Source organism: uncultured Pluralibacter sp. (genome assembly GCF_913775985.1).
Classification (GTDB): domain Bacteria; phylum Pseudomonadota; class Gammaproteobacteria; order Enterobacterales; family Enterobacteriaceae; genus Pluralibacter.
Window position 1 is genome coordinate 12539 of the sequence record NZ_CAJYMB010000087.1, and the last position, 17810, is coordinate 30348.

Below are 17810 nucleotides of genomic sequence, written 5' to 3' on the forward strand. Positions count from 1 at the left end.
GGCAGGTGTTCGCATCCGCCGGGCTTTTTATTAGTTGCGGTACAGCACTTTGATGATGTGGTAGCCAAACTGGGTATGCAGCGGACCGACAGGCTCCAGCACCGGGCAGGAGAAGACCACTTTATCAAAAGCCGGAACCATCTGGCCCTGGCGGAACTCGCCTAAATCACCGCCGCGCTTGCCCGACGGGCAGATAGAGTGTTTCTTTGCCAGCTTGCCGAAATCTGCGCCGTTCTTAATTTGCTCAAGAAGATCTAAAGCCTGTTGTTCTTCTTTTACAAGGATATGCAGTGCTGCTGCTGTTTTTGCCATGATAGTGCCTTGAGTGAGTTGCTTAAGGCTGGCTATACTACCACGCTCTGTTTTTCCCCTCCCTTCTTTCATCGAGTGATCCTATGCGTTTAAATCCCGGACAACAGCAAGCCGTCGAATTCGTCACCGGACCCTGCCTGGTGCTGGCGGGCGCGGGATCCGGTAAAACGCGCGTTATCACCAATAAAATCGCGCATCTGATCCACCACTGCGGCTATCAGGCCCGCCACATTGCGGCGGTGACCTTCACCAATAAAGCGGCGCGGGAGATGAAAGAGCGCGTGGCGCAAACCCTGGGGCGCAAAGAGGCCCGCGGGCTGATGATTTCCACCTTCCACACGCTGGGCCTGGAGATCATCAAGCGCGAATTTGCCGCGCTGGGGATGAAATCTAACTTCTCCCTGTTTGACGATACCGATCAGACCGCGCTGCTGAAAGAGCTGACCGAGAACCTGATCGAAGATGACAAAGTGCTGCTGCAGCAGCTGATCTCCACGATCTCAAACTGGAAAAACGATCTGCTGACGCCGGCGCAGGCCGCCGCTCAGGCCAAAGGCGAGCGGGACCGGATCTTCGCCCACTGCTACAGCTTGTACGATGCGCACATGAAAGCCTGCAACGTGCTGGATTTTGACGACCTGATCCTGCTCCCGACGCTGTTGCTGCAGCGTAACGAAGAGGTGCGCGAGCGCTGGCAGAATAAAATTCGCTACCTGCTGGTGGATGAGTATCAGGATACCAACACCAGCCAGTACGAGCTGGTTAAGCTGCTGGTGGGCGCGCGGGCGCGCTTTACCGTGGTCGGCGACGACGACCAGTCCATCTACTCCTGGCGCGGCGCGCGGCCGCAGAACCTGGTACTGCTGAGCCAGGACTTTCCGGCGCTGCAGGTGATTAAGCTCGAGCAGAACTATCGCTCATCCGGGCGGATCCTGAAGGCGGCCAATATCCTGATTGCTAATAATCCCCACGTGTTTGAGAAGAAGCTTTTTTCCGAACTGGGCTACGGCGTTGAGCTGAAGGTGCTGAGCGCAAACCACGAAGAGCACGAGGCGGAGCGCGTGGCCGGGGAACTTATCGCGCACCACTTCATCAACAAAACGCAGTATAAAGATTACGCCATCCTGTATCGCGGCAACCACCAGTCCCGGGTATTTGAAAAGCTGCTGATGCAAAACCGCATTCCCTACCGCATTTCCGGCGGCACCTCTTTCTTCTCGCGGCCGGAAATTAAAGATCTGCTGGCCTATCTGCGGGTGCTGACCAATCCGGATGACGACAGCGCGTTCCTGCGCATCGTCAACACACCAAAGCGCGAGATCGGCCCGGCGACGCTGCAGAAGCTGGGTGAATGGTCGGGCAGCCGCAACAAAGGGCTGTTTGCCGCCAGTTTTGATATGGGGCTCACGCAAACCCTCACCGGCCGCGGCTATGAATCCCTGACGCGCTTCACCCACTGGCTGGCAGAAGTGCAGCGCCTGGCGGAGCGGGAGCCGATTGCCGCCGTTCGCGATCTGATCCACGGTATCGACTACGAGTCGTGGCTGTTTGAGACCTCGCCGAGCCCGAAAGCGGCCGAAATGCGGATGAAAAACGTTAATACGCTGTTCGGCTGGATGACGGAGATGCTGGAGGGATCGGAGCTTGAAGAGCCGATGACCCTGACCCAGGTGGTAACCCGCTTTACCCTGCGCGACATGATGGAGCGCGGCGAAAGTGACGAAGAGGTCGATCAGGTCCAGCTGATGACGCTGCATGCCTCGAAAGGGCTGGAGTTTCCGTATGTTTATCTGGTGGGGATGGAGGAGGGACTGCTGCCGCACCAGAGCAGCATTGATGAAGATAATGTGGACGAGGAGCGTCGGCTGGCCTACGTAGGCATCACCCGCGCCCAGAAAGAGCTGACCTTTACCTTATGCAAAGAGCGGCGGCAATACGGCGAACTGGTGCGTCCGGAGCCCAGCCGTTTTCTGCTTGAGCTGCCGCAGGACGATTTAGTTTGGGAGCAGGCGCGCAAGGTAATCTCTGCGGAAGAGCGAATGCACAAGGGGCAGGCCAACGTGGCCAGCATTAAAGAGATGCTGGCCCGGGCAAAAGGCAAGTCGTAGCCTGGCGGGGCCGGGCAAAAAGGGCTTACTGAATTATCAGCGGCCAGTGGGCGTAACTTTGCCACTGGCTTTCCTGCTGCATCAGCTCCGCACCGAGTGGATGGGCGGGTAGCCAGCCTGCGGGCAGCGTCAGTGTGAGCGTCTCGCCTTCGGCGGCGAGCGTGATATTGGGCACAATATCGTCCCGGCGCCGGGTGGCAAACAGGATTGCCAGCCGCAGCAGGCGGCAGAGCCGGTCTGCGGTCTGCGGCGGGACGGCATTTTGTTGATGCAGAGTGGATAAATCCAGCGGGTTGGTCTGATTCATTACCAGCGCCGCCAGCAGCTTTTTCTGCGCCGGCGTGAATCCCGGCATCGCCAGATTTTTTACCAGGTAGGCCGCGTGCTGCGGTGCATACTTAAAATCGACGCCCAGGCCAATTTCGTGCAGCTGGCAGGCGGCGAGCAGCAGCTCTCGGCTCAGCGGATCCAGCACCCAGCTATGGGCCAGACTATCGACAAACCAGGAGGCCAGCTGCGTGACGCGCTGTGCCTGCTCGGTATCAACCATAAACCGGCGCTGGATATTACGCAGCGTGCGGCTGCGGATGTCTTCATCTACCGTGAGATGCAGCATGCCGTAAATCAGTCCCTCGCGCAGCGCGCCGCCGGCAAGGGTCATATAGTCAATTTTTAGCTCGCTGAAAATAGCCAGCAGAATGGCCAACCCGCTGGGGAAAACCAGCGCCCGCTCCAGAGTCAGACCTTCAATTTCCAGCTCTTCAAGGCGGCCGCACTGAATAGCACGTTGCTTGAGCTGCAGCAGTTTGTCGAGGGTGATGCGCTCATCCATGCCCTGCGCCATCATGATTTCCTGCAGCGCCTGCACGGTGCCGGAGGCACCGACGCAGACTCGCCAGCCGTGATGCCGCAGCGTATCTGCCACAGGACGCAGCACGTCGCGCGCGGCCTGCTCGGCGGCATCGAAATGGGCCTGATCGAGATTGCGATCGGAAAAGTAGCGTTCAAGCCAGGTGACGCAGCCCATCGAGAGGCTGTTAAGCGATGTGGTCTGCGCGCCGGTGCCGGTTACCAGTTCGGTGCTGGCGCCGCCGATATCAACAACAAGACGGCGATCGTCTCCACCGGTGGTATGCGCCACGCCCTGATAAATCAGGCGCGCTTCCTCTTCGCCGCTGATGACCTGCACCGGACAGCCGAGGATCTCTTCGGCGCGGGAGATAAACTCACCGGCGTTGGTGGCTATCCGCAGGGTGGCGGTGGCGGTGGCGCGCGTCTGGACATGGGGAATGTCCTGCAGACGCTCGGCGAACAGGCGCAGGCACTGCCAGCCGCGTTCCATAGCCTCTTCAGATAGCGTGTTGTCTGCATTAAGACCGGCGGCGAGCCTGACTTTACGCTTGATGCGGGCCAGCGTTTGAATACTTCCCGCGACTTCGCGCACTACCAGCATATGAAAACTATTGGAACCAAGATCGATAGCGGCATACAGCGAAGAGGCGGGGCTGAGCATAGCGTAATTAACCTGTGCGACGACGATTGCGCGGTGCGCCGCCGGAGCGTCGCGGACCGTTGGCCGGGCGAGTGCGCGCCAGGCGCAGCGCTCTTGGCAGATCTTTCATCAGCGCATCCGGATTGTACTTGCTGACCGGAATTGAGTGGCCGATGTAGGCTTCAATGGCCGGTACATTCAGCGCGTACTCTTCGCAGGCCAGGCTGATGGAGTGACCACTGGCGCCAGCGCGGCCGGTACGCCCGATGCGGTGAACGTAGTCCTCGCAGTCGTCAGGCAGATCGTAGTTAAAGACGTGCGTAACGGCCGGAATGTGCAGCCCACGGGCGGCAACGTCGGTTGCGACCAGAATATCCAGATCGCCGCGGGTGAAATCTTCAAGAATACGCAGGCGCTTTTTCTGCGGAACGTCGCCGGTCAGCAGACCAACGCGGTGCCCGTCGGCGGCCAGGTGGCCCCAGATGTCTTCACAGCGGTGCTTAGTGTTAGCGAAGATAATCGCGCGATCCGGCCACTCTTCTTCCAGCAGCGTCTGCAGCAGGCGCATTTTCTCTTCGTTGGAAGGATAGAACAGCTCTTCTTTAATGCGGTGCCCGGTTTTCTGATCCGGCTCCACTTCAACGTATTCGGCGTTGTTCATCTGCTCGAACGCCAGCTCGCGCACGCGGTAGGAGAGCGTTGCGGAGAACAGCATATTCAGGCGCTGGGTAACCGGCGGCATGCGGCGGAACAGCCAGCGAATATCTTTAATGAAGCCCAGATCGTACATGCGATCGGCTTCGTCCAGCACGACAACCTGGATCGCGCCGAGGTTAATGTAATTCTGTTTGGCGTAGTCAATAAGGCGACCGGTAGTGCCGATAAGAATATCGACGCCGCTTTCCAGCACTTTAAGCTGTTTGTCGTAGCCGTCGCCACCGTAGGCGAGACCCAGCTTGAGGCCAGTAGTTTTCGCCAGCGGCTCTGCATCAGCGTGGATCTGAACGGCCAGCTCGCGGGTCGGGGCCATAATCAGCGCCCGGGGCTGATTTACCTGACGGCCTTCAGCCGCCGGATGAGAGAGAAGATAATGAAACGCTGACGTCAGGAATGCCATCGTTTTGCCGGTACCGGTTTGCGCCTGTCCCGCCACATCGCGGCCCGCAAGCGTTAGCGGAAGCGCTAATGCCTGAATGGGCGTGCAGTGCTGAAACCCTTTAGTTTCAAGGGCTTCTATGACTTTTGGGTGCAGGGCGAAGTCGGAAAACTTCTGTTCAGTTAAATGTGTTTTGCTCATAGTGTGGTAGAATATCAGCTTACTATTGCATTAAGAAAGCGTATCCGGTGAAATAACGTCAACCTAAAGTTGGCTAACGCGATACGCAAATCACTCAGGTTGCATCCATCGGTTGACGAAGCAAGTCCCACAGGCGCCTACTCCGGTATGGTGACTGGGAGCGATAATCCGTGAATCACAGATTTGAATCTTGCGAAGCGCTGTTCTGGCACATGGATAAGCCGGTTCGCGCCATACGAGCGCAATCTGAACGATTAACTGTATACATTAATATGGCTTTGTTTGCTGGTTAATGCTACACCAACGCATCAGGCTTATTCCTGCGGAGTTATATATGAGCGATAAAATTATTCACCTGACTGACGATAGTTTTGACACGGACGTACTCAAGGCTGACGGGCTTACCCTCGTCGATTTCTGGGCAGAGTGGTGTGGTCCGTGCAAAATGATCGCCCCGATTCTGGATGAAGTCGCTACTGAGTACGACGGTAAGCTGACCATTGCTAAACTGAACATTGACCAGAACCCGGGCACGGCGCCGAAATACGGCATCCGCGGCATCCCGACTCTGCTGCTGTTCAAAAACGGCGAAGTGGTTGCTACCAAGGTCGGCGCGCTGTCCAAAGGCCAGCTGAAAGAGTTCCTGGACGCTAATCTCGCCTGATTCGCGCCCGCGAGCGGCGTCCGGCGTTCCTAAAGTGAATGGACCGCTGGACGCTTGCTTGAAGTCGTGCTAAGTTAAGTTGACTTCGTTTTAAACATACCTTATGTAGTTTGACTCTGATTTAGCCAGCGCTTCCCGTACTTTCTATACCTACGCGTGAAGCCGAAAGATTCCAGGCTTTCTACTTTTCCGTCTCAACGTCCCGGTTCTGCGCTCTTATCTTGACCAGACCACGTACAGACACAAGTGATAAGCCGCAAACAGGCATGGATGTTCCTGCCATACCATTCACAATTACGTTCGAGATTTACCCCTCACACCATTATGAATCTTACCGAATTAAAGAATACGCCGGTTTCTGAGCTGATTACTCTCGGCGAAAATATGGGGCTAGAGAACCTCGCCCGTATGCGCAAGCAGGACATCATTTTTGCCATCCTGAAGCAGCATGCAAAGAGTGGCGAAGATATCTTTGGCGACGGCGTGTTGGAGATTCTGCAGGATGGATTTGGATTCCTCCGCTCCGCAGACAGCTCCTACCTCGCAGGCCCCGACGACATCTACGTATCTCCCAGCCAAATCCGCCGTTTCAACCTCCGCACCGGTGACACCATTTCAGGTAAGATTCGTCCTCCTAAAGAGGGTGAGCGTTACTTTGCACTGTTGAAAGTTAACGAAGTTAACTACGACAAGCCTGAAAATGCGCGTAACAAGATCCTGTTTGAGAACTTAACGCCGCTGCACGCAAATTCACGTTTGCGCATGGAGCGCGGTAACGGCTCAACGGAAGACTTAACCGCTCGCGTACTGGATCTGGCCTCGCCGATTGGTCGCGGCCAGCGTGGTCTGATCGTGGCACCGCCGAAAGCCGGTAAAACGATGCTGCTGCAGAACATCGCCCAGAGCATTGCTTATAACCATCCGGACTGCGTACTGATGGTGCTGCTGATTGACGAACGTCCTGAAGAAGTGACCGAGATGCAGCGTCTGGTTAAAGGTGAAGTGGTTGCTTCTACCTTTGACGAGCCGGCATCCCGCCACGTGCAGGTCGCCGAAATGGTTATCGAAAAGGCTAAACGCCTGGTCGAGCACAAGAAAGACGTTATCATTCTGCTCGACTCCATTACCCGTCTGGCGCGCGCCTACAACACCGTGGTTCCTGCTTCCGGTAAAGTACTGACCGGCGGCGTGGATGCTAACGCCCTGCATCGTCCGAAGCGCTTCTTCGGCGCGGCCCGTAACGTTGAAGAGGGCGGCAGCCTGACTATCATCGCCACGGCGCTTGTGGATACCGGCTCCAAAATGGACGAAGTGATTTACGAAGAGTTTAAAGGCACCGGTAACATGGAGCTCCATCTCGCACGTAAAATCGCTGAAAAACGCGTCTTCCCGGCCATCGACTACAACCGTTCCGGTACGCGTAAAGAAGAGCTGCTTACCACTCAGGAAGAGCTGCAGAAGATGTGGATCCTGCGTAAAATCATCCATCCAATGGGTGAAATTGACGCGATGGAGTTCCTCATCAACAAGTTAGCGATGACGAAAACGAATGATGACTTCTTCGATATGATGAAGCGTTCGTAAGCGTTAATCTGTCTGAACGCCACGCGCTGCGTGGCGTTTTTGTTTTGGGATGTGCCAGGGCGATGTGGTCTGCATAAAGCTATTGCGTCCGTTATTGTAGCTCGCTAATACAACAATATTTTGAGCAATTACAGGCGACTTACCGAAATCTCAGTTTTCTACCTCTTCTGAATGCTGACTATCGTGAGTATACTTTCGCTAACAATTTTTCAGAGAGCACCTACTGTGAATTTACTGACCGCAAGTACTGATCTGATCAGTATTTTTTTATTCACAACCCTGTTCCTTTTCTTTGCGCGAAAAGTAGCAAAACGAATTGGGCTGGTAGATAAACCGAACTACCGCAAGCGCCATCAGGGCCTCATTCCACTTGTTGGTGGCATATCAGTCTTTGCAGGTCTTTGTTTCACCTTCTTAATCGCCCGATACTATATTCCGCATGCCGCGCTCTATCTTTCCTGCGCAGGCGTTCTGGTGCTGGTCGGTGCACTGGATGACCGATTCGACATCAGTGTGAAATTTCGCGCTACCGTTCAGGCGCTAATCGGCGTTGTCATGATGGTCCTCGGAGGACTTTATCTTCGCAGTCTGGGATATATCTTTGGATCCTGGGAGCTGGTTCTGGGGCCTTTTGGCTATTTCCTGACGCTTTTCGCGGTGTGGGCCGCCATCAATGCCTTCAACATGGTGGACGGCATCGACGGCCTGCTCGGCGGGCTCTCCTGCGTCTCCTTTGCCGCTATCGGTATCATCCTGCTGTTTGACGGCCAGACCAGCCTTGCAATGTGGTGTTTTGCCATGATTGCCGCAATTCTCCCCTACATCATGCTGAATCTGGGCGTGCTAGGGCGCCGCTACAAAGTCTTTATGGGCGACGCGGGCAGTACGCTGATCGGTTTTACCGTTATCTGGATCCTGATGGAAACCACTCAGGGTAAAACGCACCCTATCAGTCCCGTTACCGCACTGTGGCTTATCGCTATTCCGCTGATGGATATGGTGGCGATTATGTACCGCCGACTGCGCAAAGGGATGAGCCCGTTCTCACCGGACAGACAGCACATTCATCACCTTATCATGCGCGCCGGGTTTACTTCCCGTCAGGCCTTTGTGCTGATTACGGTTGCCGCAGCCCTGCTGGCCGGTATTGGCGTGCTGGGCGAGTACACGCACATTCTTCCCGAGTGGGGAATGTTGATTCTGTTCGGTATGGCCTTCTTCCTCTATGGTTATTGCATCAAGCGTGCCTGGAAGGTTGCCCGCTTTATCAAACGCATTAAAAGACGGATGCGCCGCAATAGCGACAAGTCACCGACATAACTTAATCAATACGGACGAAAGATGATGCAACAATTGCCGGGAACACCCGCCGTAAACGCTGAGAGCGAACTCGATATCCGCGGCCTGTTCTGTACGCTGTGGTCCGGAAAGCGCTGGATCCTGGGCATCGCCTTTCTGTTCGCGCTGGCGGCGCTCGTCTACACTTTTTTTGCCCGCCAGGAGTGGAGCGCAACGGCCATTACCGATCGTCCGACGGTAAACATGCTGGGCGGGTTCTACTCCCAGCAGCAGTTCCTGCGCAACCTTGATATTCGTGCTAATCCTACCGCGGCGGATCAGCCTTCGGTAATGGATGAGTCGTACAAAGAGTTCATTATGCAGCTCGCTTCCTGGGATACCCGCCGCGAGTTTTGGGCCCAGACGGATTATTACAAGCAGCGCCAGTCGGGCAACGCGCGCAACGATGCGGCGCTGCTGGATGAGCTGATTAGCGATATCCAGTTTACCCCAGGTGACGCCCTTAAAAATCTCAATGACAGCGTCAAGCTGGTGGCCGAGACCGCCCCGGATGCGAACAACCTGCTGCGCCAGTATGTGGCATTTGCCAGCGAGCGCGCGGCGCGCCATCTGAACGATGAACTGAAAGGTGCCTGGGCGGCGCGCACTATCCAGACCAAGGCGCAAGTTAAGCGTCAGGAAGAGGTTGCCCGCACTATCTATGAACGACGGATCCACAATATTGAGCAGGGACTAAAGGTCGCACAGCAGAACAACATTTCGCGCAGCGCTACCGACGTACCTGCCGAAGAGCTGCCGGACTCCGAACTTTTCCTGCTGGGGCGCCCGATGCTGCAGGCCCGGCTGGAAAATCTGCAGGCCGTTGGCCCGGATTTTAATCTCGACTACGACCAGAATCGCGCGATGCTGACTACCCTGAACGTGGGGCCGACCCTCGATCCGCGTTTTCAGACCTACCGATATTTGCGAACTCCGGAAGAACCGGTAAAACGCGACAGCCCCCGCCGGCTCTTTCTGATGGTGATGTGGGGAATTGTTGGCGCCCTGATCGGCGCGGGTGTTGCGCTGGTACGCCGTCGCGCAGCGTAAATGGCTTCCGGGATGAGGACAATACGGCCCTCGCCCACAATTTAAGAGAAAAGATGTGAAAGTATTGACTGTATTTGGCACCCGGCCCGAAGCCATCAAAATGGCGCCGCTGGTTCACGCGCTGGCAGAAGACCCCTATTTTGAGGCGAAAGTCTGTGTTACCGCGCAGCATCGCGAAATGCTCGATCAGGTTCTCCAGCTGTTTTCTATTACGCCAGATTACGACCTCAATATTATGAAAGCAGGTCAGGGGCTTACTGAAATCACCTGCCGGATACTTGAAGGTTTGAAGCCGGTTCTGGAATCGTTTAAACCCGACGTAGTGCTGGTACATGGCGATACCACCACGACGCTGGCGGCGAGCCTGGCGGCCTTTTACCAGCGTATTCCGGTCGGGCACGTCGAAGCGGGGCTGAGGACGGGCGATATGCTTTCCCCCTGGCCGGAAGAGGCTAACCGCACCCTGACGGGACACCTGGCAAAATACCACTTTGCGCCTACGGAAAACTCGCGGCGTAACCTGCTGACGGAAAACCTGCGCGACGGCGACATCACCGTCACCGGCAATACCGTGATCGACGCACTGCTGTGGGTACGCGATCGGGTGCTGAGTGACGACGCGCAGCAGGCGGAAATGGCCGCGCGCTACCCGTTTTTCACCGGCGATAAAAAAATGATCCTGGTCACCGGCCACCGCCGCGAAAGCTTTGGTGAAGGCTTTGAGCACATTTGTCACGCGCTGGCCGATATTGCTGCCGCCCATCCCGAGGTGCAGATTGTTTATCCGGTGCACATGAATCCCCACGTCAGGGAGCCGGTGACGCGCACTCTCGACCACATTGATAACGTGATTCTCATCGAGCCTCAGGAGTATCTGCCCTTTGTCTGGCTGATGAACCACGCGTGGATCATTTTGACCGACTCCGGCGGCATCCAGGAAGAAGCCCCTTCTCTCGGGAAGCCGGTGCTGGTGATGCGCGATACCACCGAGCGGCCGGAAGCGGTAGATGCCGGCACCGTGAAGCTGGTAGGCACCGATCGCCAGCGCATCATTGATGAAGTGACGCGCCTCCTCACCGACGAAGAGGCGTATCACGCAATGAGCCGCGCGCACAATCCATACGGCGACGGTAAGGCCTGCAGCCGCATCCTCGCCGCACTTAAGCACAATCAGGGACAACGATGAGCTTCTCTACCATTTCAGTGATCGGCCTTGGCTACATCGGACTGCCGACGGTGGCCGCTTTTGCTTCACATCGAAAGCGGGTTATCGGCGTCGATATCAATCAAAACACCGTGGATACCATTAACCGCGGGGAGATTCATATCGTTGAACCGGATCTGGATAAGGTAGTGAAAGCGGCGGTCTCTGACGGCTATCTGCAGGCCTGCACGGTGCCGGTTGAGGCTGATGCCTACCTGATTGCCGTCCCGACGCCGTTTAAAGAACAGCACGAACCTGACATGGCTTATGTTGAGGCCGCGGCCAGATCCATTGCGCCCGTACTGACGCCGGGCGCGCTGGTGATCCTGGAGTCCACCTCACCGGTGGGCACCACCGAGCAGATGGCCGAGTGGCTTGCGGATATGCGCCCGGACCTCACGTTCCCCCAGCAGGCGGGGGAGCAGGCGCAGGTGAATATTGCCTACTGCCCGGAGCGCGTGCTGCCGGGGCAGGTGATGGTGGAACTGATTAATAACGATCGGGTGATTGGCGGCATGACGCCGGTATGTTCCGCCCGCGCCAGCGAGCTGTATAAAATTTTCCTCAAGGGCGAGTGCATCGAAACCAACGCCCGCACCGCCGAAATGTGCAAACTCACCGAAAACAGCTTTCGCGATGTGAACATCGCCTTTGCCAATGAACTGTCGCTGATCTGCGCCGATCAGGGCATTGACGTCTGGGAGCTGATTCGCCTGGCGAACCGCCACCCCCGGGTCAATATCCTCAAGCCGGGCCCCGGCGTCGGCGGGCACTGCATTGCGGTCGACCCGTGGTTTATCGTAGCCCAGAACCCCGAGCAGGCGCGCCTGATCCGCACCGCCCGCGAGGTTAACGACCACAAGCCGCACTGGGTGATGAATCAGGTTAAAGCCACCGTTGCGGACTGTCTGGCCGAAAGCGGCAGGCGCGCTGACGATGTCCGCATCGCCTGCTTCGGCCTGGCTTTTAAGCCCGATATTGACGATCTGCGCGAGAGTCCGGCAATGGAGATTGCGCAGCTGATCGCCGACTGGCACCGGGGCGAAACGCTGGTGGTTGAACCCAACGTCCATCATCTGCCGAAAAAACTGGAAGGGAAATGCACCCTCGCAAGCCTTGAGTCCGCGCTGCAAAGTGCCGACGTGCTGGTGATGCTGGTGGATCATAAAGCGTTTAAAACAGTCAGCGGCGATGCCGTTTCTCAACGCTATATTGTTGATACCAAAGGCGTGTGGCGGTGAGCCGCTTCCTGAATATTCGCCCGGAGCATCGCCGTGACCCTGCGCGCCCGCATTGAGCCGCTGAGCTGGGAGAGCGCTTTCTTCGGCATTAACAGCGCTATCCTGCGCCCTGACGACGCCGCGCCGGACGTAATGGCGGAATCGCTGGCGCCCTGGGCGCGGGTACAGGCCAAAATTGCCGCCCGGGATAGCGCGCAGCTGGACGCGCTGCAGCAGCTCGGATTCCGGCTGGTGGAAGGGGAAGTGGATTTTTGCCTTGCTATTGGCAGTGCCGCGGTCGATCCGCAGGCCGCTGTTGCTACGCAAGACGATATTCCCGCACTGAGATCGCTGGCCGCAGGAATATTTTCTCAAAGCCGCTTTCGCGCACCCTGGTACGATCCGCAGGACAGCGGCCGCTTTTACGCGCAGTGGATTGAAAACGCCGTGCGCGGCACCTTCGATCACCAGTGCCTGGTTTTTCGCGGTGCCGGCGGTGACGTTCGCGCCTTTGTTTCCCTGCGCCAGCTTAACGCGTCCGAAGCGCGCATCGGCCTGCTGGCCGGCTGGGGCGCGGGCGAAATGCTTATGCAGGCGGCTGTCCACTGGGCGCAGCAGCGCGGGTTGACCGCGCTGCGCGTTGCAACTCAGGCCGGCAACACCGCCGCACAGAACCTTTACATAAAAAGCGGCGCGGCCATTGCGGGCACCGCTTACTGGCTATACAGGTGAAACGATGATCCCTTTTAACGCCCCGCCGGTTGTCGGCAGCGAGCTGGACTATATGCAGGCCGCCATGAACAGCGGCAAACTCTGCGGCGATGGCGGCTTTACCCGTCGCTGCCAGCAGTGGATGGAGCAGCGCTTTGGCAGCGCGAAGGTGCTGCTGACGCCCTCCTGCACCGCCTCGCTGGAGATGGCGGCGCTGCTACTGGACATTCAGCCGGGTGATGAAGTCATCATGCCGAGCTACACCTTCGTCTCTACCGCTAACGCCTTCGTTCTGCGCGGGGCGAAAATTATCTTTGTCGACGTGCGGCCCGATACGCTGAATATCGACGAAACGCTGATCGAAGCGGCGATCACGGATAAAACCCGCGCTATCGTGCCGGTCCACTACGCGGGGGTCGCCTGCGAAATGGACGCGATCATAGCCATCGCCGACCGCCATAATCTGTTTGTGGTCGAGGATGCTGCGCAGGGCGTGATGTCCACCTATAAAGGAAAAGCGCTCGGCACCATCGGCCATATCGGCTGCTTCAGCTTTCACGAAACCAAAAACTACACCGCGGGCGGAGAAGGTGGCGCTACGCTTATCAACGATCGCGCGCTGGTGGAGCGGGCGGAGATTATCCGTGAGAAGGGCACTAACCGCAGCCAGTTTTTCCGCGGCCAGGTGGACAAATACACCTGGCGCGATATCGGCTCCAGCTACCTGATGGCGGATCTGCAGGCCGCATACCTGTGGGCGCAGCTGGAGGCGGCAGACCGCATTAACCAGCAGCGCCTGAGCCTGTGGCAGACCTACTATGACGCCCTGAAGCCGCTGGCCGATGCCGGACGCATCGCGCTGCCTACCATTCCAGCGGAGTGCGTCCACAACGCCCACATGTTTTATATCAAGCTGCGCGACGAAGCCGATCGCAGCCGCCTGATCGCCTGGCTGAAAGAGGCCGAGATCCTGGCCGTGTTCCACTACATCCCTCTGCACTCTTCTCCTGCGGGTGAGGCATTTGGCGAGTTTCGCGGTGAGGACCGCGTCACCACGCGCGAGAGCGAGCGCCTCCTGCGCCTGCCGCTGTTCTACAACCTCTCCCCGGTAAATCAGCGGACGGTGATCAACTCTCTGCTGAGCTATTTCGCCTGATATGTCGCTGGCAAAAGCGTCCATCTGGACGGCGGCCAGCACGCTGGTCAAAATCGGCGCCGGGCTGCTGGTGGTTAAGCTGCTGGCGGTCTCGTACGGACCTTCCGGTATCGGCCAGGCGGGCAACTTTCGCCAGCTGGTGACGGTGCTCGGCGTGCTGGCGGGCGCGGGCATTTTTAACGGCGTGACGAAATACGTGGCCCAGTACCGCGACGATCCGCAGCAGCTGCGCAGCGTGGTCGGCACCTCGTCGGCCATGGTGCTCGGCTTCTCAACGCTGCTGGCGATTGCGTTCGTATTAGCGGCTGCTCCGGTCAGCCAGGCGCTGTTTGGCCACGATCGCTATCAGGGCCTGGTACGCCTGGTGGCGCTGGTGCAGCTGGGCATTGCGTGGGCAAACCTGCTACTGGCGCTGCTAAAAGGCTTTCGCGATGCCGCCGGCAATGCGCTGGCGCTGATGATCGGCAGCGCTATCGGCGTAGCGGCCTATTTGCTCTGCTGGAGGATCGGCGGCTACCAGGGCGCGCTGCTGGGGCTGGCGCTGGTGCCGGCGCTGGTGGTGGTTCCGGCGGCCGTGATGCTGGCCCGCCGGGGGGCGATACCTTTTGCCTGGCTGCGGCCGCGCTGGGATAATCTGCTGGCAGGCCAGCTCGGCAAGTTTACGCTGATGGCGCTTATCACTTCTGTTACGCTGCCGGTGGCCTACGTCATGATGCGAAATCTGCTGGCGTCCCGCTACAGCTGGGACGAGGTGGGGATCTGGCAGGGCGTCAGCAGCATCTCCGATGCCTATCTTCAGTTCATTACCGCATCATTCAGCGTCTACCTGCTGCCCACGCTGTCGCGGCTCAGTGAAAAAAAAGAGATTACGCGCGAGATTGGCAAGGCGCTAAAATTTGTCCTGCCTGCGGTTGCCGCCGCCAGCCTGACGGTCTGGCTGCTGCGCGATGTAGCTATCTGGCTGCTTTTTTCGTCTCAGTTTACCGCCATGCGCGATCTGTTTGCCTGGCAGCTGGTTGGCGATGTCCTGAAGGTGGGCGCCTACGTCTACGGTTATCTGGTGATCGCCAGGGCTTCGCTGCGACTGTACATCCTGGCTGAAATTAGCCAGTTTGCGCTACTGACCGCGTTCTCGCACTGGCTGATCCCGGTTCACGGTGCGGCAGGTGCCGCGCAGGCTTACATGGCGACCTATATCGTCTATTTTGCGCTGTGCAGCGGCGTATTCCTTATCTGGCGTAAACGGGCATGACAGCACTGATACACGTACTGGGATCGGATATCCCACACCACAACCTGACCGTCCTGCGGTTTTTTAACGACGAGCTGGCGGCGGGCAGCGAGCACGCCCGCGAGTTTATGGTGGTGGGCGACGAGCGGGCGCTGGCAGAAGGTAATTCGGCCCTGCGGCTGCGCTGCTTTGCCAGCAAGAAGGCGCTGGCGCAGGCGGTAGTTGCACTGGCGAAAGCGGATCGCCAGCAGCGCTTCTTTTTCCATGGCCAGTTCAATACCAGCCTGTGGCTGGCGCTGCTGTCGGGCGGCATCCGGCCCGCGCAGTTTCGCTGGCATATCTGGGGCGCGGATCTGTATGAAGTCTCCCGGGGCCTCAAGTTTCGCCTTTTTTATCCGCTGCGCCGGATGGCGCAGGGGCGCGCGGGCTGCGTATTCGCGACCCGCGGCGATCTTCACTATTTTTCTGCCCGTCATCCCAACGTGCGCACGGCGCTACTCTATTTCCCAACCCGCATGGATCCGGCCTTGAATAACCTCGCGCCCGCACCGCGCGAGGCCGGGCCGCTGACGATTCTGGTGGGCAACTCCGGGGATCGCAGCAATGAGCATGTTGCGGCCCTGCGCGCGATCCACCAGCAGTTTGGCGATACCGTTAACGTGGTGGTGCCGATGGGCTATCCGGACAACAATGACGCCTATATCGAGGAAGTGCGCGCCGCCGGCGCATCGCTGTTCAGCGGTGAACGTCTGCAGGTGCTGCGCGACAGGCTGGCGTTTGATGATTATCTGACGCTCCTGCGACGCTGCGATTTAGGTTATTTCCTGTTTCCGCGCCAGCAGGGTATCGGTACTCTGTGCCTGCTTATTCAGGCGGGCATTCCCTGCGTGCTGAATCGCGAGAATCCCTTCTGGCAGGACATGGCCGAACAGAACATCCCGGTACTGTTCAGCGGCGATCCGCTGGACGAGGCAACGGTCCGCGAGGCGCGCCGCCAGCTGGCGAGCGTGGACAAAACCCAAATTGCCTTTTTCCGTCCCAACTATATGCAGCCCTGGCATCGGGCGTTGCGCATTGCCGCAGGTGAAGAGTCATGAGTCTGATGCAGTTTACCGGCCTGTTTACGGTCTGGCTGTTTGCCTCTCTGTTTATCGCGACCCTGACATACCGCGAGTTTCGCCGGGTGCGCTTCAATTTTAACGTCTTCTTTTCGCTTCTCTTTTTACTGACCTTCTTCTTCGGCTTTCCTTTGTCGATGACGCTGGTGTTCCGCTTTGACGTAGGTATCGCCCCACCGGAGGTGCTGCTGCAGGCTCAGCTGTTTGCCGCCTGTTTTTACGCCGTCTACTACGTGACCTACAAAACCCGCCTGCGCAGCGCGTCCGCGCAGGGCGAGCGGCGGCCGCTATTTACGATGAACCGCGTGGAAACGCATCTGATGTGGTTTCTGCTGGCGGCGATGGCGCTGCTGTGCGTCGGCATTTTCTTTATGCATAACGGCTTCCTGCTGTTTAAGCTGCATTCCTACAGCCAGATATTTTCAAGCCAGGTTTCCGGCGTAGCCCTGAAGCGCTTTTTCTACTTCTTCATTCCCGCGATGCTGGTGATCTACTTTCTGCGCCAGGACAGCAGGGCGTGGATCTTCTTTCTTATCAGCACCGTGGCCTTTGGGCTGCTGACTTACGTTATCGTCGGCGGTACGCGGGCGAACATCATCATCGCTTTCGCCATTTTTCTGTTTATTGGCATTATTCGCGGCTGGATCTCGCTGTGGATGCTGGCGGCGGCGGGCGTGCTGGGGATTGTGGGCATGTTCTGGCTGGCGCTTAAGCGCTATGGTCTTAACGTCAGCGGTGACGAAGCTTTTTACACATTCCTCTACCTGACGCGCGATACTTTCTCACCGTGGGAGAACCTGGCCCTGCTGCTGCAAAACTACGATAAAATTGAGTTTCAGGGGCTGGCGCCTATCGTGCGCGATTTTTACGTGTTCATCCCGGGCTCTTTGTGGCCGGACCGCCCGACGATGGTGCTGAATACGGCAAACTACTTTACCTGGGAAGTGCTGAATAACCATTCGGGCCTGGCTATCTCCCCCACGCTGATTGGATCGCTGGTGGTGATGGGCGGAATGTGGTTTATTCCCCTCGGCGCGATTGTCGTCGGGCTGATTATCAAATGGTTCGACTGGCTGTATCAGCAGGGCCTGCAGGAGACGAATCGCTATAAAGCGGCGATCCTGCACAGTTTCTGCTTTGGGGCGATCTTTAACATGATCGTGCTGGCAAGAGAGGGGCTTGATTCCTTTGTTTCACGGGTAGTCTTTTTTATGGTGATTTTCGGGCTGTGCCTGCTGATTGCCAAATTGCTTTACTGGCTGCTGGATAGCGCGGGGCTGATTCACCAGCGCCCGGGCGCGACGCGGCAACCTCTGGTCTGACGG

Annotated in this window: 15 protein-coding genes; 12 read left to right on the plus strand and 3 right to left on the minus strand. The window is 57.7% G+C overall.

Translation table 11 applies throughout. The annotated features are described in order from the left end of the window. Positions 1-30: 30 nt before the first annotated feature. Entirely contained in the window at positions 31-312 is a 282-nt protein-coding gene (gene ppiC / locus QZ766_RS09170; protein WP_297200531.1) for a peptidylprolyl isomerase PpiC, read from the minus strand. An 83-nt stretch (positions 313-395) separates the two neighbouring features. On the opposite strand from ppiC, the gene rep reads away from it, so the two are divergent. After that, positions 396-2420, plus strand: a complete 2025-nt coding sequence (gene rep, locus QZ766_RS09175) for a DNA helicase Rep (RefSeq protein WP_297200534.1) — start codon at positions 396-398, stop codon at positions 2418-2420. A 25-nt stretch (positions 2421-2445) separates the two neighbouring features. On the opposite strand, the gene gppA is transcribed toward rep, so the two are convergent. Both gppA and rhlB read right to left on the minus strand, forming a co-directional pair. Next, positions 2446-3933 (minus strand): guanosine-5'-triphosphate,3'-diphosphate diphosphatase, encoded by a 1488-nt coding sequence (gene gppA, locus QZ766_RS09180; protein ID WP_297200536.1) that lies wholly within the window; start codon positions 3931-3933, stop codon positions 2446-2448. Positions 3934-3940: 7 nt separating this feature from the next. Further along, a complete protein-coding gene (rhlB, locus tag QZ766_RS09185) occupies positions 3941-5209 on the minus strand; it encodes an ATP-dependent RNA helicase RhlB (RefSeq protein ID WP_297200539.1) in 1269 nt (422 codons plus the stop codon). A 334-nt stretch (positions 5210-5543) separates the two neighbouring features. Between rhlB and trxA the strand changes: the two genes are divergently transcribed. The 11 genes from trxA to wzyE all read left to right on the plus strand — a co-directional run bounded on the left by trxA (position 5544) and on the right by wzyE (position 17807). Then, on the plus strand, positions 5544-5873 hold the full coding sequence (gene trxA, locus QZ766_RS09190; RefSeq protein WP_297200541.1) for a thioredoxin TrxA: 330 nt from the start codon (positions 5544-5546) through the stop codon (positions 5871-5873). Between the two features lie 324 nt (positions 5874-6197). Beyond that, positions 6198-7457, plus strand: coding sequence for a transcription termination factor Rho (rho, locus tag QZ766_RS09195; protein WP_297200544.1), 1260 nt, complete (start codon positions 6198-6200; stop codon positions 7455-7457). A 225-nt stretch (positions 7458-7682) separates the two neighbouring features. After that, entirely contained in the window at positions 7683-8777 is a 1095-nt protein-coding gene (wecA, locus tag QZ766_RS09200; RefSeq protein WP_297200547.1) for a UDP-N-acetylglucosamine--undecaprenyl-phosphate N-acetylglucosaminephosphotransferase, read from the plus strand. A gap of 21 nt (positions 8778-8798) precedes the next feature. Then, positions 8799-9845, plus strand: a complete 1047-nt coding sequence (gene wzzE / locus QZ766_RS09205) for an ECA polysaccharide chain length modulation protein (RefSeq protein WP_297200549.1) — start codon at positions 8799-8801, stop codon at positions 9843-9845. A 55-nt stretch (positions 9846-9900) separates the two neighbouring features. Continuing rightward, positions 9901-11031: a UDP-N-acetylglucosamine 2-epimerase (non-hydrolyzing) gene (gene wecB, locus QZ766_RS09210; RefSeq protein ID WP_297200552.1), complete on the plus strand. Its 1131-nt coding sequence runs from the start codon at positions 9901-9903 to the stop codon at positions 11029-11031. Further along, positions 11028-12290, plus strand: coding sequence for a UDP-N-acetyl-D-mannosamine dehydrogenase (gene wecC / locus QZ766_RS09215; RefSeq protein ID WP_297200555.1), 1263 nt, complete (start codon positions 11028-11030; stop codon positions 12288-12290). Before wecB ends, wecC begins: the two co-directional genes overlap by 4 nt. A 33-nt stretch (positions 12291-12323) precedes the next feature. After that, positions 12324-13001: a dTDP-4-amino-4,6-dideoxy-D-galactose acyltransferase gene (gene rffC, locus QZ766_RS09220; protein WP_297200558.1), complete on the plus strand. Its 678-nt coding sequence runs from the start codon at positions 12324-12326 to the stop codon at positions 12999-13001. Between the two features lie 4 nt (positions 13002-13005). Beyond that, positions 13006-14136 (plus strand): dTDP-4-amino-4,6-dideoxygalactose transaminase, encoded by a 1131-nt coding sequence (gene rffA / locus QZ766_RS09225; RefSeq protein ID WP_297200561.1) that lies wholly within the window; start codon positions 13006-13008, stop codon positions 14134-14136. A 1-nt stretch (position 14137) separates the two neighbouring features. After that, positions 14138-15388: a lipid III flippase WzxE gene (wzxE, locus tag QZ766_RS09230; protein ID WP_297200564.1), complete on the plus strand. Its 1251-nt coding sequence runs from the start codon at positions 14138-14140 to the stop codon at positions 15386-15388. Beyond that, positions 15385-16464, plus strand: a complete 1080-nt coding sequence (locus QZ766_RS09235) for a TDP-N-acetylfucosamine:lipid II N-acetylfucosaminyltransferase (protein WP_297200567.1) — start codon at positions 15385-15387, stop codon at positions 16462-16464. The genes wzxE and QZ766_RS09235 overlap by 4 nt, the downstream gene beginning before the upstream one ends. Continuing rightward, positions 16461-17807 carry an ECA oligosaccharide polymerase gene (gene wzyE, locus QZ766_RS09240; protein WP_297200570.1) on the plus strand — a complete coding sequence of 449 codons (1347 nt, stop codon included), beginning with the start codon at positions 16461-16463 and terminating at the stop codon, positions 17805-17807. Before QZ766_RS09235 ends, wzyE begins: the two co-directional genes overlap by 4 nt. Positions 17808-17810 lie beyond the last annotated feature (3 nt).